Origin of the sequence: Kribbella sp. NPDC023972 (assembly GCF_040639075.1) — a bacterium.
Classification (GTDB): Bacteria; Actinomycetota; Actinomycetes; order Propionibacteriales; family Kribbellaceae; genus Kribbella.
Map to the genome: position 1 here is coordinate 100,430 of NZ_JBEZZH010000002.1, position 23,330 is coordinate 123,759.

A 23,330-nucleotide genomic window follows, 5' to 3' on the forward strand; every position below is an offset into this window, starting at 1 on the left:
GGACCATTGTGACGGCAGCGTGGAGGTATGGGAACTGACTACGTGCACGGCTACACCCCGGCCGAGACCCGTCGCCTGACCGAGCAGGCGCAGACTCTCGCCGATCTCCTGCACGCCGGGACGAGCTATCCGGCCGGGAGCCGCGTACTCGAAGCCGGCTGCGGGGTCGGCGCGCAAACGCTCCAGCTGGTGACCCGCAGCCCCGGCATCGACCTGGTCTCGGTCGACATCTCCGAGGAATCACTCGCCCAGGCCAAAGCCCGCGTCAGCGCCGCAGCCCCGGACGCCCGGGTCGACTGGCGGCTCGCCGACCTCCACGAGATCACCGAGGAGTTCGACCACGTCTTCCTCTGCTTCGTGCTCGAGCACCTGCCCGATCCGCACGACGCCCTGGTCCGGCTGCGGCGGTTGCTGAAGCCCGGCGGCACGATCACCGTGATCGAAGGCGATCACGAGTCAGCGTTCTTCCACCCGAGGAGTGCGGCGGCGCACGCGGTGATCGACTGCCTCGTCGACCTGCAGGCGGAGGCGGGCGGGGACGCGCTGATCGGCCGGAGGTTGCAGCCGTTGCTCAAGGACGCCGGGTACGACGACGTGCGGGCCTGGCCGTGCACCGTGTACGCCGACGAGACGCTGCCGCACTTGGTCGACGGGTTCACCCGGAAGACCTTCATCGCGATGGTCGAGTCCGTCCGGCACCGCGCGATCGCCGCCGGGATGCGAACCCCTGCCGAATGGGAGCGCGGCATCCGCGACTTGTCCAAGGCCGCGGAGTCCGGCGGCACCTTCCACTACACCTTCTTCAAATCGGTAGGCCGACAATGCTGATCCTGCTGCTGTTCCTCGTCCTGATCGCCTTGGCTCTACAACTCAACCACGGCCGGCAGGCCTGGCCGTCCACGCCAGGCATCACGCGTAACGGCGTACCCGATCGTGATCTGGAACGCCTCGCCGCCGACCTGCGGGTGCTCCGCTGACCAGTTCATGAACACCTGGTAAACAAGGGGGATGGCGCCCAACGAGCAGCTCGAGATCGAGACCAAGTACGACGTCGACGAAACTGCGAGCGTCCCGGCGCTGCACGAGCTGCCCGGGGTAGCAAGAGTGGCGCAACCGGTCGAGCAGGAACTCGAGGCGGTGTACTACGACACCGAGGCCTTGAGTCTCGCCGCCAACAAAGTGACCTTGCGCCGCCGGACCGGTGGCGAGGACGACGGTTGGCACGTGAAACTCCCGGTGTCGTCGGGTGAACGGCTGGAGGTCCGCCACCCGCTGGGTCGATCGACGCAGAAGGTGCCGGGCGAGGTGGCGCGAACCGTGCGGGTGCATGTCCGCGACCATGAGCTCGTCCCGGTGGTGACCCTGAACACGAGGCGGGTCGTGCACCGGCTGCTCGACTCCGACGGTGCAGTGCTTGCGGAGCTCGCCGACGACCGGGTCACCGCGGCCGTCAACGGCGCCGAGCCGGAAAGCTGGCGCGAGTGGGAGGTCGAGCTCGTCGGCGGTGAGCGCTCGCTGCTGGAGGCCGCCGACGAGGTGCTGCGATCCGCGGGCGCTGAGCCGGCCGCGGGTCCGAGCAAACTCGCTCGCGCACTGGGCGACCGTGTGCCGGCGCGCGATGAGTGGGAGCTGCCGTCGAAGCCGCGCACGTCCGACCTGTTCCGTGCGTACGCCGCCGCCCAGGTGCAGGCGATCCACGAGCGGGATCCGGAGGTACGGCGGGATGTCCCGGACTCGATCCACAAGTTCCGGGTGGCGACGCGGCGGCTGCGGTCCGCGCTGGCGACGTACCGGCCGGTGGTGGACCGCGAGGCGGGCGATCAGATCCGGGCCGAGCTGAAGTGGCTGGCCGGTGAGCTCGGAGTCGCGCGGGACGCCGAGGTCCAGCGCGAGCATTTCGCCGCCGAGGTCGCGGAGCAGCCGGCCGAACTGGTGATGGGTCGCGTCGCGGGCCGGATCGACGACCACCTGCGGGGTGTTTACCAAGAGGGCCGCGCGGGTGCCCTGGCCGCTTTGGAGAGCGAGCGGTACTTCCGGCTGCTGGACACTCTCGACGAACTGATCGCCAATCCGCCGCTCGTCGGAGACGACCGCAAGGCGGCCAAGCAGATCCAGGACCTCCTCGACCACGACTGGAAACGGATGCGCAAGGCGGTCCGCCGGTCAAAGGCGGCCGAGACCACAGCGGAGCAGGACCATGAGCTCCACGAGGTCCGCAAGGCCGCCAAGCGACTCCGGTACGCCGCGGAGTCCGCCGTACCGGTCCTCGGTGACGAAGCCGCCGACCTGGCCGCCCGCGCCGAGGAAGTCCAGGAAGTCCTCGGCGAACACCAGGACTCCGTCGTCTCCCGCGACCTCCTCCGCCAACTGGCCGTCCAGGTCCAGCTCGACGGCGGCAACGCCTTCACCTTCGGCCGCCTCCACGCCGCCGAGGAACACCGCGGCACCCGCTCCCGCGACGCCTTCTACCAACTCTGGCCCACCCTCGAGTTCGGCTGAACGCAGAAGACGGACCCGGCCAGGGGGTACCGGGTCCGTCTCCAGGGGCGGAGGTGGGGCTGTCAGGCAGGTTCGCTTGTGTTCAGCAGGGCCTGCCTGACAGGTCTCAGTGCTGGACCGCCTTCTCGGCGCCGGCGCCGGTCAGCGAGCGGACCTCCATCTCGGCGAACTTGTCGACGTCGGTCTGCTCCTTGCTGGTGACCGTGCCGAGCCAGCCGAGCACGAAGGCCAGCGGGATCGAGACGATGCCGGGGTTGTCCAGCGGGAACCAGTGGAAGTCGATCCCGGTGTCGGTGATCATCGACAGGCTCTGGCCGGTCTTCTTGTCCACCTTGCCGGAGACGACCGGGCTGAACGCGATCAGGATGATCGCCGAGCCCAGGCCGCCGTAGATGCTCCACAGCGCGCCGCGGGTGTTGAACCGCCGCCAGAACAGCGAGTACAGGATCGTCGGCAGGTTCGCGCTGGCCGCGACCGCGAACGCCAGCGCCACCAGGAACGCGATGTTCTGCCCGTTGGCGAAGATGCCGCCGACGATCGCGACCGCACCGATCACCAGCGCGGTGATCCGGGCGACCCGGACCTCGCCGTCCGCGTTGACCTCGCCCTTCTTGATCACCTGGCCGTAGACGTCGTGGGCGAACGACGTACTCGCGGTGATGGTCAGGCCGGCCACCACGGCCAGGATGGTGGCGAAGGCGACCGCGGAGATGACACCGAGCAGCAGCTCGCCGCCGAGCTCGAACGCCAGCAGTGGTGCGGCCGAGTTCGCCTTGCCCGGAGCGGCCCGGATCGCGTCCGGTCCGACGAGCGCGGCGGCGCCGTACCCGAGGACGAGGGTGAACAGGTAGAAGATGCCGATGATCCAGATCGCCCAGCTGACGCTGCGGCGGGCTTCCTTGGAGTTCGGCACCGTGTAGAAGCGCATCAGGACGTGCGGCAGACCGGCAGTACCGAGGACCAGGGCCAGTGCCAGCGAGATGAAGTCCAGCTTGCTGATGCCGGTCGCGCCGTACTGCAGACCCGGGTTGAGCAGCTTCTCGCCGGCGGCCGGGCTGCGGTCGACCGCCGCGCCGAGCAGACCGGACAGGTTGAAGGTGTACTTCGCCAGCACCCACAGCGTCATCAGGCCGGCGCCGAGCACCAGCAGAACGGCCTTGATGATCTGCACCCAGGTGGTGCCCTTCATCCCGCCGACCAGCACGTAGGTGATCATGATGAGGCCGACCACCGCGATCACCAGGCTCTGCCCGGCCCGGTCGTCGATGCCCAGCAGGAGTGCGACGAGACCCCCGGCGCCTGCCATCTGCGCCAGCAGGTAGAAGAAGCAGACGCCGAGGGTCGAGATCGCGGCCGCCATCCGGACCGGCCGCTGCTTGAGCCGGAACGACAGTACGTCGGCCATCGTGAAGCGGCCGGTGTTCCGGAGTAGTTCGGCGACCAGCAGCAGGGCCACCAGCCATGCCACCAGGAAGCCGATCGAGTAGAGGAAGCCGTCGTACCCGTTCAGGGCGATCGCACCGGCGATGCCGAGGAAGGACGCGGCGGACAGGTAGTCACCGGCGATCGCGATACCGTTCTGCGGGCCGGTGAAGGACCGGCCGCCGGCGTAGAAGTCGGCCGCGGTCCGGTTGTTCCGGGACGCCTTGATCACGATCGCCAGCGTCGCGACCACGAACAGCGCGAAGATCGCGATGTTGACGGTCGGGTTGCCGATATCGGTTGCCAGTGGCAACAGAAGAGGCGCGCTCACTGGTCAACTCCCTCGATCTGGTGGCGAAGCTTCTCGGCGTCGGGGTCGACCTGCTTGTCGGCCCAGCGAACGTAGACCATCGTGATGGCGAACGTCGAGACGAACTGGCCGAGACCGAACAGCAGCGCGACGTTGATGTTGCCGCCGATCCGGGCCGACATGAAACCGGGCGCGTAGGCCGCGAGCAGGACGTAGAGGAAGTACCAGACCAGGAACAGGCCGGTCATCGGGAACACGAAGCGCCGGAACCGGCGACGCAGCTCGGAGAAGTCCGGTGACACCTGGACATCTCGGTACGTCGTCAACTCCGGATCGCCCGCGGATCGCGTCGTTTCGCTCATCGCGGGACCTCCAGACGGAATCAGGCCGGGCGGTGACCGGCAGGGGGTGCTGGTCCGTACTGTGGTCGGCGTCACGCCGCGCCGACAGCATCCACGCGGCATCGAGCGCTCAGCGGATGACACCAGTCGACCGGTGGATCACCGCGTTGCGACGAGCGGTCGGATCCTCACGACGAGCGGTACGGCGGTAGCGGCAGGCCGCGGTCGACGTCGACGGCCTCGGGGGTGTGCAGGCGGACCATGCTGCGGGCGGTGCCGGCCGGGATCTTGTCCGGGGTCAGCTTCGACACCACGATCACGGTGAGGAACGCGAGCGGCATCGTCCACGCGGCCGGTTGCCCGACGAGTGCCTGTGGCCAGCCGCTGTCCGGGCCGCCGATCACGTTGACCAGCGCCGCGGCACTGGCCGCGACCCCGCCGACCACGAGCCCGGCGGCCGCACCGGTCGTGGACATCCGCCGCCACCAGATCCCCAGCACCAGCAGGGGACAGAACGTCGACGCGGCCACCGCGAACGCGAGCCCGACCGTGTCGGCGAGACTCAGCGACCCGGTCAGCTGGAACGCAACGTACGGCACGCACATCGACAGCAGCGCCGCGATCCGGAAGCTGTTCACCGCGACGTAGTCACCGCCCGTCCACCGGTGCAACCTGCTCCGCAACAGGTCCTGGTCGATCACGCCCGCGATCGCGACGGTCAGCCCCGACGACGTCGACAGGAACGCCGCGAACGCTCCGGCCGCGACCAGTGCGCCGAGCAGATCCCCTGCTGTACCAGGGAAGATGCGCCCCGGCAGCTCCAGTACGACGGTGTCCGCACCACTCCCGACCAGGTCCGGCGCGAACGTTCTTCCGAGGACGGCGTACATCGGTGGGAACAGGTAGAACGTCCCCAGCAGCGCCAGTACGACGACTGTCGTACGGCGGGCCGCCCGTCCGTCCGGGTTCGTGTAGAAGCGGACGAGCACGTGCGGCAGGCCCATCGTGCCGAAACAAAGGGCCAAGAGCAGCGAATAGGTGGCGTACAGCGGATGATCGCGGCCACCCGCGGTCGACAACGGCTCGGCCCACTCCGCACCGGCGCCCTGCAGCGACTCCAGCACGCCGACCGGGTGCTCCAGCGAACGCCACGCGATCAGGATGACGAAGATCGGCGCAGCCAGAGCGGTGAGCTTCAGCCAGTACTGGAACGCCTGGACGAAGGTGATCGAGCGCATACCACCCGCGGCGACGTTGATCACCACGATCACCGCGACGACCGCGGCACCGACATCGGGCGGCGCGCCCGTGACCGTCTGCAGGGTGAGGCCGGCGCCGTGGAGCTGGGGCAGCAGGTACAGCGTGCCGATGCCGACGACCAGCCCGGAGCAGATCCGCCGTACGACGGCCGACTCGAAACGGGTCTCGGCGAAGTCGGGCAGGGTGTACGCACCCGATCGGCGCAGGGGTGCGGCGACGAGCACGAGCAGCATCAGGTAGCCGACCGTGTAGCCGACGGAGAACCAGAGCATGTCGGCGCCGTTCACCAGCACCAGCCCGGCGACGCCGAGGAACGATGCCGCCGACAAGTACTCACCGCTGATCGCGGACGCGTTCCAGCGCGGCGTGACAACCCGGCTGGCGACGTAGAAGTCACTGGTCGTGCGCGAGATCCGCAAGCCGAACAGGCCGATGCCGATCGTCGCCACGATGACCAGCGCGATCGCGGTCAGACTAGTTGCCGGGGACATCTATTCCCGTCCGACGAACTCGGTGAACTCGGACTCGATCCGCTCGGCGTTGCGGACGTAGATGCGCGCGGCGACGTACACGACCGGGTAGACCACGATGCCCAGGATCACCCAGGGGAGTGGCAGGCCGAGAACCGCGAAGGTGCGGGTGGCCGGGACGAGCGCGAACAGCAGCGGGATGCCGCCGAGGACGACGGCGGATCCGGCGATGACGGCCAGGGCGAGGCGGAGCTGGGACTGGATCAGCGATTGCATGTAGACCTGGCCGAGCCGGGTCTGCTCGTCGATCTCGCGGGTGCCGGTCCGGGTGATCGGGCGGCGGGCCGCGCTGGTCCGCGGGCTGGTCACCCGCACTCGTCGACGAACGCGGGACTCCTCGGGGCCCTGCGGCGTACTCATCTCATCCGCCCTCAACCGCGCAGTGAGGTCGACCGGACCAGCAGGTCGCGGAGTTCACGGGTGTGCCGACGGCTGACCGGAAGCCAGTCGCCGCCGACGCGGACCGCGCACCGGCCGCCGTCGACGCGCATCTCGTCCACGTGCGCGAGGGCGACGAGCGTACTGCGGTGGATCCGGGTGAACCCGGCGTCGCGCCAGCGTTCCTCCAGCGTGCTCAGCGGAATCCGGACCAGGTGCGAGTTCTGCCCGGTGTGCAGACGGGCGTAGTCGCCCTGTGCCTCCACGTAGCGAACCGTCGAGCGCTGCACGAACCGGGTGACGCCGGCCAACTCGACCGGGATCACCTCGTCATCGGACTCCTCGGCACTCTGCAGCGCGGCCGGCGCGCCCACGGTGACGACCCGGCGGACCGCCTCGGCCAGTCGCTCGGCGCGGACCGGCTTCATCACGTAGTCGGTCGCATCGAGGTCGAACGCCGCCACCGCGTGCTCGTCGTACGCGGTGACGAAGACGATCTGCGGGCGGCTGGCGAACTTGGACAGCACCCGGGCCAGGTCGATCCCGTCCAGGCCGGGCATCTTGATGTCGCAGAACACCACGTCGAGGTCGGCGGCCTGCAGGATCTTCAGCGCCTCCGGCCCGTTCGAGGCGGTCCGGATCTCGCCGATCCGGTCGTCCTGCGACAGCAGGTACACGAGCTCGGCCAGGGCGGGCTCCTCGTCGTCCGCGACCAGCGCGCGCAGGGGAGTGTCGGCCATGCCCACACAGTAATGCCAGCGAATCCGGAATGGAGCTACTGTCTTTGCGGGGAGTGGCCCGATGAGCGAGCTTTCGATGACGCGGAGGTCGACACGCCAGGCCGGGTCTGACGGTCCCACGCCTAGGGCGACGCGTGTACTCCTGAGGAGTACTTCGGCACCCGGAAGGTCACCTTGGTCCCGGCGTCGACGGCGGTCTCCACGACCAGGCCGTACGCGTCGCCGTACACCTGCCGGAGCCGGGCGTCCACGTTGCCGAGGCCCACCGAGTCGCTGCCCGACCCACCGGACAGCGCGGCCCGGATCACCTCGGGGTCGCTGCCGGCGCCGTCGTCCTCGACGCTGATCTCGGCCTCGTTGATCTGGTCCCGGGCCCGGATGGTGATCCGGCCGATCCCGGTGGTTCCTTCCAGACCGTGGCGGACGGCGTTCTCCACCAGCGGCTGCACGACCAGGAACGGGATCACCACCGGCAGCACCTCGGGCGCGATCTGCAGCGACACCTTCAGCCGGTCACCGAACCGGGCCTGCTCGAGCACCAGGTACCGCTCGACGTTGCGCAGCTCGTCGGCCAGTGTGGTGAACTCGCCGCCACGCCGGAGCGCGTAGCGGGAGAAGTCGGCGAACTCCAGCAGCAGCTCACGCGCCCGCTCCGGGTCGGTCCGCACGAACGACGCGATCGCGGCCAGCGCGTTGTAGATGAAGTGCGGGCTGATCTGTGCCCGCAGCGCCCTCAGCTCGGCCTCCATCGCGCGGGTGCGCTCTTTGTTCAGCTCCGCCAGCTCGACCTGGCCGGACACCCAGCGGGCGACCTCCTCGGTGGCCCGGACCAGTGCGGCCGACGTGCGGATGCTGTACGCGACCAGTACGGCGACCACGCGCTCCTCGGTCACGATCGGGGCGACGACCGCCGTACGGATCGGACACTGCGGATCGCTACAGGCCACGTCGTGCGCTCCGAGCACCGCCGTACGCCCGGTGCGGAGGGTTAGAGCCGCGAGAGCCTTCGCATCGCCCCGGTGGTTGCTCTCGTAGGGTCCACCGACCCCGTCCCACGCCAGTACGCCGGAGGAGTCGCAGATGGCGATGGCCGCCGTGCCCAGGAGGTCCCGGAGGTGGCGGCTCGCCTTACCCGCCGCGGCGGGGGTCAGGCCCTCACGCAGGTGCGGTGTTGCCAGCGAGGCGGTATGCAGAGTCGCATACGTCGCCTTGTCAGCCTGAGTCCCGAAATGCTTCCGCCGTCGCGCGAACACGTGTTGACGGTAACCGCTCAACCCTCCGCGCGGGGTCTGAACGCCTCCAGCGCCTCTGTGTCGGAGTAGGTGGAGAGCAGATACTCGGCCACCCAGGCCTCTCTGCCTGGGTACGTCGACTCCGCGACGATCCGCTCGGCGGCCTCTGTGCTGTCCAGCGCCGACCGTCGCAGCTGGACGCCGTCCAGGGTCAGCAACGCCCAGCTCGGCCCGGGAGCGCCGTACGGCATGCCCACGCTGCCCGCGTTCACCACCAGCCGCCGATCGACCTGCCGCGCGAACGGCATGTGCGTATGCCCGCAGACGACGGTCCTGATCTCCTCCGGCAGCCCGCTGAACACCTGAGCCCACCGTGAGATCGGACTGTCCACCAGCACCATCTCCTCGTCATCCCTCGGCGTCGCATGGCAGAAGAGCATGTCGTCGATCGTGGAGGTCGTAGGCAGGCCCGCCAGCAACTCGACCTGATCAGCCCGGAGCTGCTCGGCCGCCCACGGACTCACCGCATCCGGCGGCTCTCCCTCGAACTCGTGCCGAGCCATCTCGACCAGCTCCCGATCCGCATTCCCCCGAACCCACACCACCCGCTCCCCGAGCGAGCTGAGCAGATCCAACGTCTCCACCGGCATCGGCCCACTGGCAATGTCCCCCGCCAGCACCACCACATCCGCCGCCCGCACGTCATCCTCGGCCAGAACAGCCTCGAGCGCAGGCAGCACCCCATGAACATCCGCAAGCACGGCAACCCGGTCCATGAGGTCAGTCTGCCCTCGGCGGCACCGGTCTCCGGGCTTCTTAGCTGCGGGCAGACATCAGTCGGCGATGAGCTGGTTGGCCTTGGTGAGCGGCGTGGCGAGTTCACAGGCGCCGGTGGTGATGGTGCACCGGATGATCGACTCCGGACTGTCCTCGCCGTCGTCGGCCAGGATCAGCAGGTGCTGGTCGTCCTCGGCGACCGTCTGCCGGAACGTCCCGGTCCACTCGTGGATCAGCGTCCCCTTCGTCATGTCGAGCGCGGCGGCGAGACCGTTGCCGTACCCGTCGAGGTAGAACGGCTGGCCGATCGCCGTGCGGCCGTCGGGGGTGAAGCCGCTGATGCCGTACTCGCAGGTGCGCCACAGACGCTTGCCGGTGGCAACCTCGACGACGTGGGTGCAACTGCCGTAGTCGGTCCGGGTGCCGATCGACGCGGCGGTCTTCCCGTCGCGGGACAGGCCGGTCGGTCGCGGAACGGTTTTGACCACGGTCGGTTTGGCCGCCCCCGGCCGCCACTCGTACAGGTTCCAGACGTTGGCCGTCTTGCTCGCCTGGGCCTGGAAGTAGACCGTGTCCTGGATGTAGGCGAGCGGCACCGCGTCGAAGATGTCGGGAACCGTCACCTTCTGGACCTGGCCGCTGTTCTCGGCGTAGACGACGGCACCCGGTTGCATCTCTCCGCTCTCGGACGACTTGATGGCGATGTAGGCCACGGACACGTCGTCGTCGGAGCTGACGATCTGGGTGACGTCAGGGGTACGACGGATCTCGCCGGTGCTGTCGATGCGTAGCAGTTCGCTGCTGTTGCCGTCGGTCACCACGGCCAGCGCGTCGTCGTTGATCCGGGCGACGTCCGCGATGTCCAGGGTGCCGGGGACCTTGATCTCGAGGCCGCTGCCGCGGATCGTGCGGCCGGACAGATAGGTGACCTGCGGGGCACGGCCCTGGGTGAGCTTGGCCAGGTTGACCGCCGTCTTCACCGGACCGGTCTTCGTCGGGGTACTGGACGGGGTCGTGGTGGGGGTTGATTTGGTGGCTGGCGGGGTTTTCGACGGGGTTGGCGTCGGGGTGGCGGTGGGAGATGGGGAGCCGGTCAAGGGGCCGGCGTCGGCCTGGGCTCGCTGGGGGCCCTGGCGGTAGGCGAAGGCGGCGCCGACGGCCACCGCGGCTACTGCTACTGATGCGACCAGGATGACCAGGCGCCTGTTGTTGTTCCGCACCAGCGGGCTCCTAACTCACGATCCGAGCAGCAACGGCTCGGGGGGACCCGCGCCTCGTCCATCCCCGTTTGAGACGCCCTGAAGACCCGGTTTGTTCGCTCCGAAAAGCCGTACCGAAAGCTCCGGCGAACCAGTCGCAGGTGGGATCGAGCATAATTGCGCCATGGACCAGCCACCGCGGATCGGCCGGTACTCCCTGGTCCGCCGGGTGGGTGCCGGTGGTTTCGCGACCGTCTGGCTGGCACGCGACGAGCAGCTCGACGCCGAGGTCGCGGTCAAGATCCTCTCCGACAACTGGATCGAGGACGACGACGTCCGGCGCCGGTTCCTGGCCGAGGGACGCTTCCTGCGCAAGGTCGACTCGCTGTACGTCGTCGGCGTGCACGACATCGGTGAGGCCGACGACGGCCGCCCCTTCATGGTCCTCACCTACGCCGACGGCGGCACGCTCGCGGACCGGATCAAGGCCGGCCCGCTGGAGATCGCCGAGGTGGTCCGCATCATCACCCAGGTCGGCCGGGGACTGAAGCACCTGCACGCCCGCGGCGTCCTGCACCGCGACGTGAAGCCGGCCAACGTGCTGTTCCACACCGACCCGGCCGGCGACCGGGCGATGCTGTCGGACCTCGGGCTCGGCAAGTCGCTGGCCGAGGTCTCGCGGATCACCATGCCCGGCGGCACTCCGGCGTACGTCGCACCCGAGCAGGTTCGCGGTGAGCGCCTGGACCACCGGGCGGACCTCTACTCGCTGGGCGCGGTCGCGTACGCCGCCTTCACCGGACAGCCGCCGTACGGCGTGGCGAGCCTGAGCGCGGTGATGCAGATCGAGACCCCACCGCCGTCGATGGCGACCCTGCGCGAAGAGATCTCGGACGCGATCGACGTCGTCGTACGGCGTGCCCTCGAGCCGGATCGGGACAAGCGCTGGCTGGACCTGGACAGCTTCCTCAACGCACTGCGCGATGCGCACACGACCGGCGAGATCCCACCCGGCCTGGTGCCGGCCGCGGAAATGCCCACCCCGGCCACGCCATCCGCCGACGTCGACCAGGCCACCGCACTCGCCAGCGCCAACCAGTCGACAGTCGCGGCACCACCCAAGCGATCCGCCCGCGGCCGGGTTCTCGCCGCGCTGCTCGCGGTTTTGCTGGCCGCCGCCGGCGGCTATGGCGGCTACCAACTCGTCCTGACCCGCCCGGTGCAGGTCGAGTACAACAAGCTCGCCGTCGAGGTGCCGAGGGACTGGTCGCAGAAAGCCGAGCGGGCTGATGGACCAGCCTTGCTGGTCAGCACCAGCACCGCGGACTGGGACAAGTCCACGGACGTCGATGGTGTGTACCTGGGCGTCACCAGCGGATCCAGTCTGCCGAGCACTACAACGCCTCCACCGGGCTGCAGTGCAGTCCAAGGGGAGACGCAGACAATTGACGATCGGCAGGCGGTCCTCTTCCGTTACCCGTGCCCGAGTGGGCACACCGTGTTCGAGCGGTTCATCCAGCTACGCGACGGCAAGCTGCTGCAGGTCCAAGTGCGCGATGACAATCCCGAGCACCGGCAGTCCGTCCTGGACTCGGCGTCGTACGCACCCTGAGGAACCAGCGACGTCAGCGACCTACGAGAATTTCAGAGTAAATCGCCAATGAGTGACGCGCGAGCGTGAAGTGGGCGTGGGCTGCGCGAACGGACGCCGTACCGTAGGCGCATGACCGATCTGTCCGCGGCGATCGACCGCGTTCTGCCCAGTGTCCGTGCCGACCTCGAGGACCTCATCCGGATCCCGTCGGTCAGTTACGAACCGGCCCGCGCGGCCGACGTCCAGCGCTCCGCCGAGGCGACCGCGGCGCTGTTCGAGGCCGAGGGATTCACGGTGAAGATCGTCCGGGCCGGTGCCGGTGCGCCGGCGGTGATCGCGAAGAAGGCCGCGCCGCCCGGGAAGCCGACGGTCCTGCTGTACGCACATCACGACGTCCAGCCGACCGGTCCGGTCGAGCAGTGGACGTCCGACCCGTTCGAGCCGACCGAGCGCGGCGACCGGCTGTACGGCCGGGGCGCGGCGGACGACAAGGCCGGGATCGCCGCCCACCTGGCCGCCGTACGGGCCTTCGGCAACGATCTGCCGGTGGGTGTGACGGTGTTCGTCGAGGGCGAGGAGGAGATCGGCTCGCCGACCCTGCTGCAACTGCTGGACGAGTACTCCGCCGAGCTGGCCGCCGACGCGATCGTGATCGCCGACTCCGGCAACTGGGACGTCGGTGTGCCGGCACTGACCGTGTCGCTGCGCGGTCTGGTCGAGGCGTACGTCGAGGTGCGCACGCTCGACCACGCCGTTCATTCGGGTCTGTTCGGCGGCCCGGTCCCGGATGCGCTGTCCGCGTTGTGCCGGCTGCTCGCCACCTTGCACGACGACAAGGGCGATGTCGCGGTGGACGGCCTGCACGCCTCGCGGGCGGCGGATGTGGTGTACCCCGAGGACCGGCTGCGCGCCGAGTCGAGCGTGCTGGACTCGGTCCGGCTGACCGGTACGGGATCGCTCGTCGACCGGCTGTGGACTCGCCCGTCGGTCGCCGTACTGGGGATCGACGCGCCGTCGGTCGCGGAGGCGAGCAATACGCTGGTCCCGGTCGCGCGGGCCAAGGTGAGCCTGCGGGTCGCGCCGGGCGACGACGCGACCAAGGCGAGCGCGGCGTTGAAGGAGCATCTCGAGCGCAACGCGCCGTGGGGTGCGCAGGTGACCGTGACCGAAGGCCAGATCGGCCAGCCGTGCAGCGTGAACGCCCGCGGCGCCGGGTACGAAGCGGCCCGCTCGGCCTTCAAGACCGCCTGGGGTGTCGAGCCGATCGACATGGGGATGGGCGGGTCCATTCCGTTCATCGCCGAGTTCCAGCAGACCTTCCCGAAGGCCTCGATCCTGGTCACCGGCGTGGAGGATCCGGACACCCGCGCGCACGGTATCGACGAGGGTCTGCACCTCGCCGAGTTCACCAAGGTCTGCCTCGCCGAGGCCCTCCTGCTGGAGAACCTCGGCAAGGACGGCTGACCGGGCTTTCCGGCGACCCAGTGTTTGGCATAGGTTTCGGCGAGTGAAGATCGCAGTCGTGCGGGAGACCAGACCGGCCGAGCGCCGGGTCGCGCTGGTGCCGGAACAAGTCGCGAAACTCATCGAGCTCGGCTATGAGGTGGCGGTCGAGCCGGCCGCCGGCGAACGGGCGCTGTACTCCGACGATCAGTACCGCGACGCCGGGGCCGAGGTCGCCTGGGGTGCCGACCACGCCGCCACCATCGTGGCGTCGGTGCAGCCGTTGGAGCGCGAGCGCCTGCAACGGCTGCACGCCGGTACGGCGCTGATGTCGTTCCTGCCGACGAATCCGCCGGACGTGGTCCGGTCCGCCACCCGGGCCAAGCTGACCGCGTTCGCGATGGAGCTGATCCCGCGGATCTCCCGGGCCCAGTCGATGGACGCGCTGTCCTCACAGGCCCTGGTCGCCGGGTACCGCGCGGCGATCGTCGCGGCCGAACGGCTGCCGCGCTTCTTCCCGCTGAACATGACCGCGGCCGGCACGGTCCCGCCGGCCCAGGTCGTCGTCCTCGGCGCCGGTGTGGCCGGCCTGCAGGCGATCGCGACCTGCAAGCGCCTCGGTGCGGTGGTCAAGGCGTACGACGTGCGGACGGCGGCGGCCGAGGAGATCGCATCGATGGGTGCCGTGCCGATCGAGCTGGAGCTGGGGACGTTGGACGGTCCGGGCGGGTACGCCCGGGAGATGACGGCGGAACGCGCGCAGCTCCAGCGTGAGCTGCTCACGCCGTACGTCGCCGCCGCGGACGCGCTGATCACGACGGCCGCCGTACCCGGGAGAACCGCGCCGATGCTGGTGTCGCGATCGATGGTCGAGCAGATGAAGCCCGGTTCGGTCGTCGTCGACCTGGCCTCGGAACAGGGCGGCAACGTCGAGGGCTCGGTCGCCGGGACCGAGCTGACCATCGGTGGCGCGCTGGTCTGGGGCGGTGCGAACGTACCGAGCCAGATGGCCGGACCGGCCAGCAGGCTCTACGGTCAGAACATCACCAACCTGATCCGGCTGATGACCCGCAACGCGGCATTCGATCCGGACTTCGACGACGAGATCGTCCGCGGCTGCTGCGTCACCCACGACGGCAGCGTCCTGCACGAGCCAACCCGCGAGCTCCTGGAAGGACCGCTGGCATGACCGAGTCAATCGCGTTGCTGACGATCTTCGTGCTGGCGGCGTTCGTCGGTGTCGAGGTGATCAGCAAGGTCTCCTCGACCCTGCACACGCCGCTGATGTCCGGGGCGAACGCGATCCACGGCGTCATCCTGGTCGGCGCCATCATCGTCACCGGGCAGGCCGAGTCCGCGATCGTGGTGGTCGTCGGGCTGCTGGCCGTCGTACTGGCGACCGTCAACATGGTCGGCGGGTTCGTGGTCACCGACCGCATGCTGGAGATGTTCCGAGGCCCGGGGGCGCGCAAGAAGGAGCTGCAGAAGTGATCCCCACCTGGGCCCAGATCGGCTATCTGATCGCAGCGGTCTGTTTCATCGTCGCGCTGAAGGCGCTCTCGTCACCTCGGACCGCCCGAGGCGGCAACCTGCTCGGCGCCGCCGGCGCGGTGCTCGCGGTCGTCATCACGTTCGTCGCCTACAAGCCGGACCACTTGGCGCCGATCCTGATCGCGCTGGGCGTCGGCACCGTCGGCGGCGTGGTCGGGTCGCGCCGGGTGCAGATGACCCACATGCCGCAGCTCGTTGCCCTGTTCAACGGTGTCGGCGGTGGCGCGGCCGCGCTCGTCGCCCTGGTGGAGCTCGGGGAGGTGCACGACGGCCAGACGGTCGCCGCGATCGCGACCGCGTTCACCATTCTGGTCGGCGCGATCAGCTTCTCCGGCTCCATCGTGACATTCGCCAAGCTGCAGGAGCTGATGACGACCCGGCCGGTGACGTTCCCCGGTCTGCCGGTGCTCTTCATCGCCTCGATGCTCGGCGGTATCGCGTTGTCCGTCTGGCTGGTCTCGGACCCGCGGGTGTGGGTCGGCGTACTGCTCTGCCTGATCGGTCTCGCGGTCGGCGTGATGCTGGTGCTGCCGGTCGGCGGCGCCGACGTACCGATCGTGATCTCGCTGCTGAACGCCTTCACCGGTCTGACCGTCGCGGCCGGCGGGTACGTGCTCGGCAACACGCTGCTGCTGGTGGCCGGCACGCTGGTCGGCGCCGCCGGTACGTTGCTGACCAAGCTGATGGCCGACGCGATGGGCCGCTCGGTCTTCAACATCCTCTTCGGCGCGGTCCGCGGCGGCTCGACCCTCGGCGGCGGTACGGCGTCCGACCGGCCGGTCATCTCCGGCGGCGCGGAGGACGTCGCCATCCTGCTCGGGTACGCGAACCGGGTCATCGTCGTGCCCGGGTACGGCCTCGCCGTGGCCCAGGCACAGCACACGCTGCGCGACCTGGTCGAGGAGTTGCAGGCTCGCGGCGTGAAGGTCGACTACGCGATCCACCCCGTCGCCGGCCGGATGCCAGGCCACATGAACGTGCTGCTGGCCGAGGCGCAGGTGCCGTACGAGCAACTCCGTGAGATGGACGAGATCAACGGCGACTTCAAGTCCACCGATGTCGTCCTCGTCGTCGGCGCCAACGACGTGGTCAACCCGGCCGCCCGCAACACCCCGAGCGCCCCGATCTACGGCATGCCGATCCTGAACGCCGACGAGGCCCAGCGAGTCATCTTCCTCAAACGCTCGATGCGCCCCGGTTTCGCCGGTATCGAGAACGAACTCCTCTACGACCCCCGGACCACCCTCCTCTTCGGCGACGCCCGAGAGTCCCTCACCAAACTCCTGGCCGCCCTGAAGGCGGTCTGACCCGACGCCGCCGTCATTCCCAAATCCGCGAGGTAATTGAGCAGTCGTAGTAACCGCAAGTGCTCGCGGTAAATGGCGAGCGTTCGATCCGTGAGGCCGAGTGAGTCGAACTACGGCCATTCCACCAGGTGGTGCTCTCAGACCCAGCCGCGTTTGGCGGCGGCTACGCCGAGTTCGAAGCGGCTGGCGGCGTCGAGGCGTTCGGAGAGGTTGGCGGTGATGCGGCGGGCGGTGCGCAGCGAGATGCCGAGGAGGCGGGCGACCTGTTCGTCCTTGGCGCCACCGGCGAGCAGGCGCAGTACCTCTGCCTCGTGCGGGGTGAGCGGCGTGTTCTCGTCGCGGTCCTCGGGGTCGAAGAGTTCGCTCGCGCGGGACCAGTACGCGTCGAACAGGGCCAGTGCCAGGGAGACCACGGCCGGGCTGCGATGGATGACCGCGCCGGCCGTCGGGTTCTCCGGGTCCATCGGCATGACCGCGATTTCCTGGTCGAAGATCAGCAAACGCATCGGCAGTGTCGGTGTGGCCCGCACCTCTCCGCCGAGGCGATGCATGGCCTCGGCGTACTCGAGCGCTGCCTTCGAAGCGGTCATGCTCTGCAGGTAGATGGTTCGCATCTTGAGGCCGCGCTCCAGCAACGGCACATCCGGTGACCGGTCGACCGGGTGGATCGTGTCGTCGATGTGCGCAGGGACCAGGCCCCAGAACGTCTCTCGGGCCTTTTGCGCGAGTTCCTCGACCCGGCGGGACGCGTTCGCCCGGCCCTTCAGGATCTCGACATCGCCGCTGCTACGGGCGGTGAGGAGTTCGTTGTACTGCTCGCCGACGATCTCGGCCGAGGCCTCTGCCTCCCGGAGCTCGGCGAGGAGTTTGGTCAGCTCGCTTCGGCGGCGTTCAGCCAGGCTCGTCAGGCCGACCCGCGGATGGACCGCATGCTCGCCATCGGGGTTGGTCCAGGTGGGCACCAGGAGTTCCAGCTCGCGCAGCTTTTCCATCCGCTCGTGAACTTCCGTCACCGGCCGGTTCACTAGCGCGGCAACTTGTTCCGGCGTACTGTCTGGATGCTTGAGCAGGGCGTGATAGACCGCGTAGGTGGCTTCGTCCACACCCAGCGGCTCGAACACGTATCCCTCCTTCAACGCTTGTCGGAACCGACCATATACAGAGCGCGTCCATAGTTCGCATTCAAGTGTTCGGTTCGGATTATTTCGAAGGGACGTTTTGTGATCAAGAAGTTGCTGATTGTGATGGGTAGCGCCCTCCTGCTCGCAACAGTTGCCGCGGCACCGGCGGAGGCGGCGGGTGCTGCGCCGAGGTGCATCCCGGCGACCTGCTGGTAGGAGCGGCCATGCGGATGCCTGAGGTCGAGCAGGCGTCCCGTAGACTGCTGGCGTGGCTCGTGGCGATGGTCGGCTCACTCATGATCTTGACCCGCAGGACCTGGGACCGCAGGACGCTTGTGGCGTCTTCGGGGTTTGGGCGCCGGGGGAAGAGGTCGCCAAACTCACCTATTTCGGGCTCTACGCTCTGCAGCACCGGGGGCAGGAGTCGGCTGGCATAGCGGTCAGCAACGGCAGTCAGATCCTCGTCTACAAGGACATGGGGCTGGTCAGCCAGGCGTTCGACGAGGCGACCCTCGCGTCCCTGCGGGGCCACATCGCGATCGGTCACTGCCGGTACTCGACCACCGGGTCGAGCGTGTGGGCGAACGCACAGCCGACGTTCCGGTCCACCGCGACCGGGTCGATCGCGCTCGGTCACAACGGCAACCTGACCAACACCGGTGAGCTGGCCGCCAGCCTGAACGGCAGCGGCGACCTCGGCCTCGAGCTGGATGCCGAGGTCGAGCACGCGAAGGCGAACGCCAAGCACAGCGCGTCGTCCGACACCGACATCCTCACCTCGATGCTGGCCGGGTACCCGGATCTCACCATCGAGCAGGCGGCGGCGAAGATCCTGCCGAAGGTCAAGGGCGCGTACAGCCTGATCTTCATGGACGAGAACACCCTGTACGCCGCTCGCGACCCGCAAGGCATCCGCCCACTGGTGCTGGGCCGGCTGGAGCGTGGCTGGGTGGTCGCCAGCGAGACCGCCGCCCTCGACATCGTCGGCGCCTCCTTCATCCGGGAGATCGAGCCCGGTGAGATCGTCGCGATCGACGCCGACGGGCTGCGCTCGACCCGGTTCGCCGCGGCGGACCCGAAGGGCTGCCTGTTCGAGTTCGTCTACCTGGCCCGCCCGGACACCCAGATCTCCGGTCAGCGCATCCACTCCACTCGGGTCGAGATCGGCCGCCGGCTGGCTCGCGAGCACCCGGCCGACGCGGATCTCGTCATCGCCACCCCGGAGTCCGGCGTACCGGGTGCGATCGGGTACGCCGAGGAGTCGGGCATCCCGTACGGCTCCGGCCTGGTCAAGAACGCGTACGTCGGCCGCACCTTCATCCAGCCCAGCCAGACCATCCGCCAGCTCGGCATCCGGCTCAAGCTGAACCCGCTGCGCGAGGTGATCGAGGGCAAGCGGCTGGTCGTGGTCGACGACACCATCGTGCGCGGCAACACCCAGCGCGCGGTGATCCGGATGCTGCGCGAGGCCGGTGCCAAGGAGATCCACGTGCGGATCACCGCGCCGCCGGTGAAGTGGCCGTGCTTCTACGGGATCGACTTCGCCAGCCGCGCCGAGCTGATCGCGAACGGCCTCAACACCGAGGAGATATGCCGCTCGCTCGGCGCCGACTCGCTCGGGTACATCAGCCTGGACGCGCTGGTCGAGTCCACCACGGTGCCGAAGGAACGACTCTGCCGCGCCTGCTTCGACGGCGTCTACCCGGTCGAGCTGCCGGACCCCGAGCACCTGGGCAAGCACCTGCTGGAGCTGCCGGTGGCCACCGACATCGACGGCCTGGCGACGGTCTCCGGCGGTGCCGGTGCGGCCGACGCCCTGAGCCGTCCGTGACCGGGCCGTTGGCGACCGAGCCGTCCGTGATCGCGCCGTCCCTACCGGCGTACGCCGTACCGAGGAGAAGAACGTGAGCCAGGGCGCGAGCTACGCCGCCGCCGGAGTGGACATCGAGGCCGGTGACCGGGCCGTCGAGCTGATGAAGGAGTGGGTGGCCAAGGCGACCCGTCCCGAGGTGGTCGGCGGGCTCGGCGGGTTCGCCGGGCTGTTCGACGCGACCGCGCTGACGTCGTACCGGCGGCCGCTGCTGGCGACCTCGACCGACGGCATCGGAACCAAGGTCGCGATCGCGCAGAAGCTGGACAAGCACGACACGATCGGGTTCGACCTGGTCGGGATGGTTGTCGACGACCTGGTCGTGTGCGGTGCCGAGCCGCTGTTCATGACCGACTACATCTGCACCGGCAAGGTGGTCCCGGAGACGATCGCGCAGATCGTGAAGGGCATCGCCGAAGCCTGTGTGGAGGCCGGTACGGCGCTCGTCGGCGGCGAGACGGCCGAGCACCCGGGCCTGCTGGAGCCGGACGAGTACGACGTCGCCGGCGCAGCGACCGGCGTGGTCGAGGCCGACGAGGTGCTCGGCGCGGAGCGGGTTCGCGCGGGCGACGTGGTCGTGGCGTTGGGCTCTTCGGGCCTGCACTCGAACGGGTACTCCCTGGTCCGGCACGTGTTCTTCGACCGGGCGAAGTGGACGCTGGACCGCGAGGTGCCGGAGCTCGGCGCCACGCTGGGTGAGGTGCTGCTGACGCCGACCCGGGTCTACGCGAAGCACTGCCTGGAACTGATCCAGGAGCTGAACGGCGAGTTCGAGGGTGACGCGAAACCGCTGCACGCGATGTCGCACGTCACCGGCGGTGGCTTCGCGGCCAACCTGGCCCGGGTGATCCCGGACGAACTGTCGGTCCGGATCGACCGCTCCACGTGGACGCCGGCGCCGATCTTCGGGCTGGTCGGGCTGCTGGGTGACGTGCCGCTGGCTGAGCTGGAGAAGACGCTGAACATGGGCGCGGGCATGGTCGCCGTACTGGACCCGTCCGCGGCCGACCGGGCCGTGGCCGCGCTGGCTGCCCGCGACATCCCGGCGTGGGTCTGCGGTGAGGTCAGCCAGACTCCTGGCGGGACTGTCACGCTCGAAGGTGTTTACGCGAAATAGCCGCCGCAGCCGCCGCAGTTTGGCGCGGGTAGCTGCCGTCTGGCTTCTTGCCCTCGTGCGGGTGGCGTCCTGCCTGACGCGCCACTGTCCGGGCAAGAAGCATCAGCCGTCAGCCGCTGTGACACAGGCCCGCTGACAGCCTGCTGGCCCAACTGGTCCGAGGCAGGCCGCGCCCTGGCCGTCGTGCCTGAGATCGGCGAACAGCATGCTGGCATGCCTCAGGCCACCAGCTTGGCCGCCTTGGATCAGGAGCCCGGGCGGCAGGCTGGCTGTGGCTTTGGGCCGCCTGGTCCTGGAGTTGGGCAGGCGGCACCGTCGCGGTGGTGCTGGTGTGGTGGTACTCGTCGGGCGCACGACGAACTGCTCAAGCACCCCTAAGGGTGCTGAGCAGATCAGCCGGGCTGGTGTTGCTTACCGACGGGGGTGGTAGTCGTCGGCGTCGTAGTCGTCGCCGTCGTCGTCGCCGTTCGCAGAACGGTTCGCACCCTGCTCACCGGACAGCTCGCGCTTGAGCTGGTCCAAATCGGTGTCCCAGGTGCGGTACTTCAGGTCGCGAGCGACCTTCGTCTGCTTGGCCTTTGCACGGCCGCGCCCCATAGCGTCGACCCCCTCGCACAAGTCAACCGGGTACGCAGCGTGGCGCCCACGGATCAGTCGTCAGTAATCGTGTTTCTAGGATACCCGGAGCACGGGATCGACACACGCACCGGCCCCCTGGCTGGACCCCGAGAGGTCCGATCACACGGTCGGATGGGGCGGTCCGGTTCCCTCAAACCGGCCCACCCCACCGCGTCGATCCCCGTTACTTGACCTCGCGACGTGAGCTTGCCCACAGTCCCACGATGGTCGGCAGGACGATCCAGACCCCGATCGCGGTGAGCGTCTCGGGCAGCATCCCGTTCAGGTTCCGCTCGATGATCCGGCCGAAGGCGCCGAACACGTCGAGCCAGTTGGCGTTGTCCTTGAACAGCGCCGGACCGGCCAGCGACCAGGCGGTCGGGGCGATGAAGAAGACCAGGATCGCGACCGCCGTCTGGGCGATCACCGCACCGAAGGCGGCGGCCATCACCACGTTGAGCGCGACGGTCAGGTAGCCCCCGGCCACCAGTCCGCCCATTTCGGCGTACGACGCGGCGTGATCGGTGACGGCACCGGCCAGAGCAGTGCCGGCCACTGCGAATCCGACGACGAGGGTCATCACCACGACGCTGAGCACGATGGCGGAGACGAACTTGGCCAGCTGGACCCGGACTCGGCGAGGCGACAGCGTGAACGTGGTCAGCGCGGTCCGCTGGGTCCATTCGCTCGTCATCGCCATCACTCCGACGACGGGCAGGATCAGCATCACACTGCTGGACGCGGCGCCGAGGAAACCGTCGAAGGCGGCCGGTCCCTCCGGCAGGTGGGTGAGCTGCCAGCCGATGGCGATCACGGCGAGCAACAGGACGGCCGCGATCAGGACCCGGCCGCTGCGGGTGTTCACGGACTTGCGCAGTTCGATGGTGACGAGTTTGAGGAAGGACTGGCCGCGCGCGGGCGGCAGCGAGGTCGCTACCTCGGCCGGTGCTTGGCCGGGGCCGAGGGGGCGACGTCAGTGATTGTGGTCATGGCTATGAGCTCCAGAAGTAGGTGAGGTCAGGCGGCTTCGGCGGCCGGGCTGGTCAACTGGAAGAACAGGTCCTCCAGGCCGGCGCCGTCGCTCTCGCGGAGTTCGAGCAGGATCTGGCCGGCCGCCGCGGCTGCCCGGCCCACCTGCTCGGCGGTGGCGTCGACGCGAAGCGAGCCGTCCAGCATCGGCTCGAGGTGCAGACCGGCGGCGGTCAGGGCCTGGTTCAGGCCGATCGGATCGAGACCGCGGACGAGCGTGCCGCTACCGGCCAGCAGCTCCTCCAGCGAGCCGTTGGCGACGATCCGGCCGCCGCCGATGACGACCAGCCGGTCGACGGTCGCCTGGACCTCGCCCAGCAGGTGGCTGGACAGGATCACCGTGCCGCCGCGGGCGGCGAAGTCCTGCAGCAGGCCGCGCATCCATCGGATGCCCTCCGGGTCCATCCCGTTGGCCGGCTCGTCCAGGATCAGTACGGCGGGATCGCCGAGCAGCGCGCTCGCGATACCGAGCCGCTGCCGCATCCCCAGCGAGTACTGCCCGACCCGGCGCTTCGCGGCGTGGCTGAGACCGACGGCCTCGAGCAGGTCGTCCACCCGGGTCTTGGGGACACCGAGCAGGCTCGCGTTGAGCAGCAGCGTCTCCCGCCCGGTCCGGCCAGGGTGCTGGGCGGCCGCGTCGAGCATGACCCCGACGACACGGCCCGGGTTCGGCAGGTCGACGTACCGCTTGCCGGTGATGGTGGCGGTGCCCGACGTCGGCGGGGTGAGCCCGGTGAGCATCCGCAGCGTGGTGGACTTGCCCGGCGCCGTTCGGGCCGAGGAAGCCGGTGATGCTGCCCGGCTGGACGGTGAAGGAGACATCGTGGACAGCCGTGGTGCTGCCGTACCGCTTGGTCAGGTTCTCGACGGTGATCATGACGTCGAGTCAACCGTCCGGCACCCCGGTCGCACATCGGACGAGCGGCTGCGATCACCCCCTACGAAAGTCGTCCGGGACGACCCCTGAACCCACCCTTACGGGTGACGAGATC

Annotated in this window: 23 protein-coding genes; 11 read left to right on the forward strand and 12 right to left on the reverse strand. The window is 69.0% G+C overall.

The genetic code is table 11. The annotated features are described in order from the left end of the window. Nucleotides 1-27: 27 nt before the first annotated feature. The 3 genes from AB0F43_RS09725 to AB0F43_RS09735 are packed head-to-tail and all read left to right on the forward strand — an operon-like array spanning nt 28 to nt 2,499. Nucleotides 28-828: a methyltransferase gene (locus tag AB0F43_RS09725; protein ID WP_360473255.1), complete on the forward strand. Its 801-nt coding sequence runs from the start codon at nt 28-30 to the stop codon at nt 826-828. After that, nucleotides 822-977, forward strand: coding sequence for a hypothetical protein (locus tag AB0F43_RS09730; RefSeq protein ID WP_360473257.1), 156 nt, complete (start codon nt 822-824; stop codon nt 975-977). The genes AB0F43_RS09725 and AB0F43_RS09730 overlap by 7 nt, the downstream gene beginning before the upstream one ends. Nucleotides 978-1,008: 31 nt before the next feature. Further along, entirely contained in the window at nt 1,009-2,499 is a 1,491-nt protein-coding gene (locus AB0F43_RS09735) for a CYTH and CHAD domain-containing protein (RefSeq protein ID WP_360473259.1), read from the forward strand. A 106-nt stretch (nt 2,500-2,605) separates the two neighbouring features. Here AB0F43_RS09735 and AB0F43_RS09740 read toward each other — a convergent pair whose 3' ends face one another. From AB0F43_RS09740 to AB0F43_RS09775, 8 genes are all read right to left on the reverse strand, one after another. Then, a complete protein-coding gene (locus tag AB0F43_RS09740) occupies nt 2,606-4,252 on the reverse strand; it encodes a cation acetate symporter (protein WP_360473261.1) in 1,647 nt (548 codons plus the stop codon). After that, nucleotides 4,249-4,593 carry a DUF485 domain-containing protein gene (locus AB0F43_RS09745; RefSeq protein ID WP_360473263.1) on the reverse strand — a complete coding sequence of 115 codons (345 nt, stop codon included), beginning with the start codon at nt 4,591-4,593 and terminating at the stop codon, nt 4,249-4,251. Before AB0F43_RS09745 ends, AB0F43_RS09740 begins: the two co-directional genes overlap by 4 nt. A 167-nt stretch (nt 4,594-4,760) precedes the next feature. After that, nucleotides 4,761-6,323: a cation acetate symporter gene (locus AB0F43_RS09750; protein ID WP_360473265.1), complete on the reverse strand. Its 1,563-nt coding sequence runs from the start codon at nt 6,321-6,323 to the stop codon at nt 4,761-4,763. After that, on the reverse strand, nt 6,324-6,722 hold the full coding sequence (locus AB0F43_RS09755) for a hypothetical protein (RefSeq protein WP_360473266.1): 399 nt from the start codon (nt 6,720-6,722) through the stop codon (nt 6,324-6,326). It abuts the gene before it with no gap. 11 nt (nt 6,723-6,733) lie between these two features. Further along, complete coding sequence (locus AB0F43_RS09760) at nt 6,734-7,480, reverse strand: LytTR family DNA-binding domain-containing protein (RefSeq protein WP_360473268.1); 747 nt, start codon at nt 7,478-7,480, stop codon at nt 6,734-6,736. Nucleotides 7,481-7,602: 122 nt separating this feature from the next. Further along, on the reverse strand, nt 7,603-8,733 hold the full coding sequence (locus AB0F43_RS09765) for a histidine kinase (protein ID WP_360473270.1): 1,131 nt from the start codon (nt 8,731-8,733) through the stop codon (nt 7,603-7,605). A 17-nt stretch (nt 8,734-8,750) separates the two neighbouring features. Next, complete coding sequence (locus AB0F43_RS09770) at nt 8,751-9,488, reverse strand: metallophosphoesterase family protein (RefSeq protein ID WP_360473272.1); 738 nt, start codon at nt 9,486-9,488, stop codon at nt 8,751-8,753. 57 nt (nt 9,489-9,545) lie between these two features. Continuing rightward, nucleotides 9,546-10,709 carry a hypothetical protein gene (locus tag AB0F43_RS09775; protein ID WP_360473274.1) on the reverse strand — a complete coding sequence of 388 codons (1,164 nt, stop codon included), beginning with the start codon at nt 10,707-10,709 and terminating at the stop codon, nt 9,546-9,548. Between the two features lie 163 nt (nt 10,710-10,872). On the opposite strand from AB0F43_RS09775, the gene AB0F43_RS09780 reads away from it, so the two are divergent. From AB0F43_RS09780 to AB0F43_RS09800, 5 genes are all read left to right on the forward strand, one after another. Further along, entirely contained in the window at nt 10,873-12,300 is a 1,428-nt protein-coding gene (locus AB0F43_RS09780) for a serine/threonine-protein kinase (protein WP_360473276.1), read from the forward strand. Nucleotides 12,301-12,411: 111 nt separating this feature from the next. Next, nucleotides 12,412-13,746 carry a dipeptidase gene (locus tag AB0F43_RS09785; protein ID WP_360473278.1) on the forward strand — a complete coding sequence of 445 codons (1,335 nt, stop codon included), beginning with the start codon at nt 12,412-12,414 and terminating at the stop codon, nt 13,744-13,746. Between the two features lie 43 nt (nt 13,747-13,789). Beyond that, nucleotides 13,790-14,914, forward strand: coding sequence for an NAD(P) transhydrogenase subunit alpha (locus AB0F43_RS09790; protein WP_360473279.1), 1,125 nt, complete (start codon nt 13,790-13,792; stop codon nt 14,912-14,914). Next, the gene (locus AB0F43_RS09795) at nt 14,911-15,216 is read left to right on the forward strand and encodes an NAD(P) transhydrogenase subunit alpha (protein ID WP_132149116.1); all 306 of its coding nucleotides are present in this window, start codon (nt 14,911-14,913) and stop codon (nt 15,214-15,216) included. The genes AB0F43_RS09790 and AB0F43_RS09795 overlap by 4 nt, the downstream gene beginning before the upstream one ends. Beyond that, nucleotides 15,213-16,583, forward strand: a complete 1,371-nt coding sequence (locus AB0F43_RS09800) for an NAD(P)(+) transhydrogenase (Re/Si-specific) subunit beta (RefSeq protein ID WP_360473281.1) — start codon at nt 15,213-15,215, stop codon at nt 16,581-16,583. The genes AB0F43_RS09795 and AB0F43_RS09800 overlap by 4 nt, the downstream gene beginning before the upstream one ends. Nucleotides 16,584-16,720: 137 nt before the next feature. On the opposite strand, the gene AB0F43_RS09805 is transcribed toward AB0F43_RS09800, so the two are convergent. Beyond that, nucleotides 16,721-17,704, reverse strand: a complete 984-nt coding sequence (locus AB0F43_RS09805) for a helix-turn-helix transcriptional regulator (protein WP_360473283.1) — start codon at nt 17,702-17,704, stop codon at nt 16,721-16,723. A gap of 268 nt (nt 17,705-17,972) precedes the next feature. On the opposite strand from AB0F43_RS09805, the gene purF reads away from it, so the two are divergent. Together purF and purM are read left to right on the forward strand one after the other, a co-directional pair. Next, entirely contained in the window at nt 17,973-19,535 is a 1,563-nt protein-coding gene (gene purF, locus AB0F43_RS09810) for an amidophosphoribosyltransferase (protein ID WP_360473285.1), read from the forward strand. A 73-nt stretch (nt 19,536-19,608) separates the two neighbouring features. Then, entirely contained in the window at nt 19,609-20,691 is a 1,083-nt protein-coding gene (purM, locus tag AB0F43_RS09815) for a phosphoribosylformylglycinamidine cyclo-ligase (RefSeq protein WP_360473287.1), read from the forward strand. Nucleotides 20,692-21,102: 411 nt separating this feature from the next. Here the strand turns inward: purM and AB0F43_RS09820 are convergent, their stop codons facing one another. The 3 genes from AB0F43_RS09820 to AB0F43_RS09830 all read right to left on the reverse strand — a co-directional run bounded on the left by AB0F43_RS09820 (nt 21,103) and on the right by AB0F43_RS09830 (nt 23,079). After that, complete coding sequence (locus AB0F43_RS09820; protein WP_360473289.1) at nt 21,103-21,288, reverse strand: DUF3073 domain-containing protein; 186 nt, start codon at nt 21,286-21,288, stop codon at nt 21,103-21,105. A 205-nt stretch (nt 21,289-21,493) separates the two neighbouring features. After that, complete coding sequence (locus AB0F43_RS09825) at nt 21,494-22,174, reverse strand: ABC transporter permease (RefSeq protein ID WP_360473291.1); 681 nt, start codon at nt 22,172-22,174, stop codon at nt 21,494-21,496. 152 nt (nt 22,175-22,326) lie between these two features. After that, nucleotides 22,327-23,079 carry an ATP-binding cassette domain-containing protein gene (locus AB0F43_RS09830; protein ID WP_360473293.1) on the reverse strand — a complete coding sequence of 251 codons (753 nt, stop codon included), beginning with the start codon at nt 23,077-23,079 and terminating at the stop codon, nt 22,327-22,329. Between AB0F43_RS09830 and AB0F43_RS09835 the strand changes: the two genes are divergently transcribed. Further along, the gene (locus AB0F43_RS09835; protein ID WP_360473295.1) at nt 23,072-23,305 is read left to right on the forward strand and encodes a hypothetical protein; all 234 of its coding nucleotides are present in this window, start codon (nt 23,072-23,074) and stop codon (nt 23,303-23,305) included. The genes AB0F43_RS09830 and AB0F43_RS09835 overlap by 8 nt on opposite strands. Nucleotides 23,306-23,330 lie beyond the last annotated feature (25 nt).

Bases quoted from the DNA above. Each gene is read 5' to 3' on its own strand.
- AB0F43_RS09725 (WP_360473255.1), top strand. From the start codon at position 28: ATGGGAACTGACTACGTGCACGGCTACACCCCGGCCGAGACCCGTCGC.
- AB0F43_RS09730 (WP_360473257.1), top strand. From the start codon at position 822: ATGCTGATCCTGCTGCTGTTCCTCGTCCTGATCGCCTTGGCTCTACAA.
- AB0F43_RS09735 (WP_360473259.1), top strand. From the start codon at position 1,009: ATGGCGCCCAACGAGCAGCTCGAGATCGAGACCAAGTACGACGTCGAC.
- AB0F43_RS09745 (WP_360473263.1), bottom strand. From the start codon at position 4,593: ATGAGCGAAACGACGCGATCCGCGGGCGATCCGGAGTTGACGACGTAC.
- AB0F43_RS09750 (WP_360473265.1), bottom strand. From the start codon at position 6,323: ATGTCCCCGGCAACTAGTCTGACCGCGATCGCGCTGGTCATCGTGGCG.
- AB0F43_RS09755 (WP_360473266.1), bottom strand. From the start codon at position 6,722: ATGAGTACGCCGCAGGGCCCCGAGGAGTCCCGCGTTCGTCGACGAGTG.
- AB0F43_RS09760 (WP_360473268.1), bottom strand. From the start codon at position 7,480: ATGGCCGACACTCCCCTGCGCGCGCTGGTCGCGGACGACGAGGAGCCC.
- AB0F43_RS09770 (WP_360473272.1), bottom strand. From the start codon at position 9,488: ATGGACCGGGTTGCCGTGCTTGCGGATGTTCATGGGGTGCTGCCTGCG.
- AB0F43_RS09780 (WP_360473276.1), top strand. From the start codon at position 10,873: ATGGACCAGCCACCGCGGATCGGCCGGTACTCCCTGGTCCGCCGGGTG.
- AB0F43_RS09785 (WP_360473278.1), top strand. From the start codon at position 12,412: ATGACCGATCTGTCCGCGGCGATCGACCGCGTTCTGCCCAGTGTCCGT.
- AB0F43_RS09795 (WP_132149116.1), top strand. From the start codon at position 14,911: ATGACCGAGTCAATCGCGTTGCTGACGATCTTCGTGCTGGCGGCGTTC.
- AB0F43_RS09820 (WP_360473289.1), bottom strand. From the start codon at position 21,288: ATGGGGCGCGGCCGTGCAAAGGCCAAGCAGACGAAGGTCGCTCGCGAC.
- AB0F43_RS09830 (WP_360473293.1), bottom strand. From the start codon at position 23,079: ATGCTCACCGGGCTCACCCCGCCGACGTCGGGCACCGCCACCATCACC.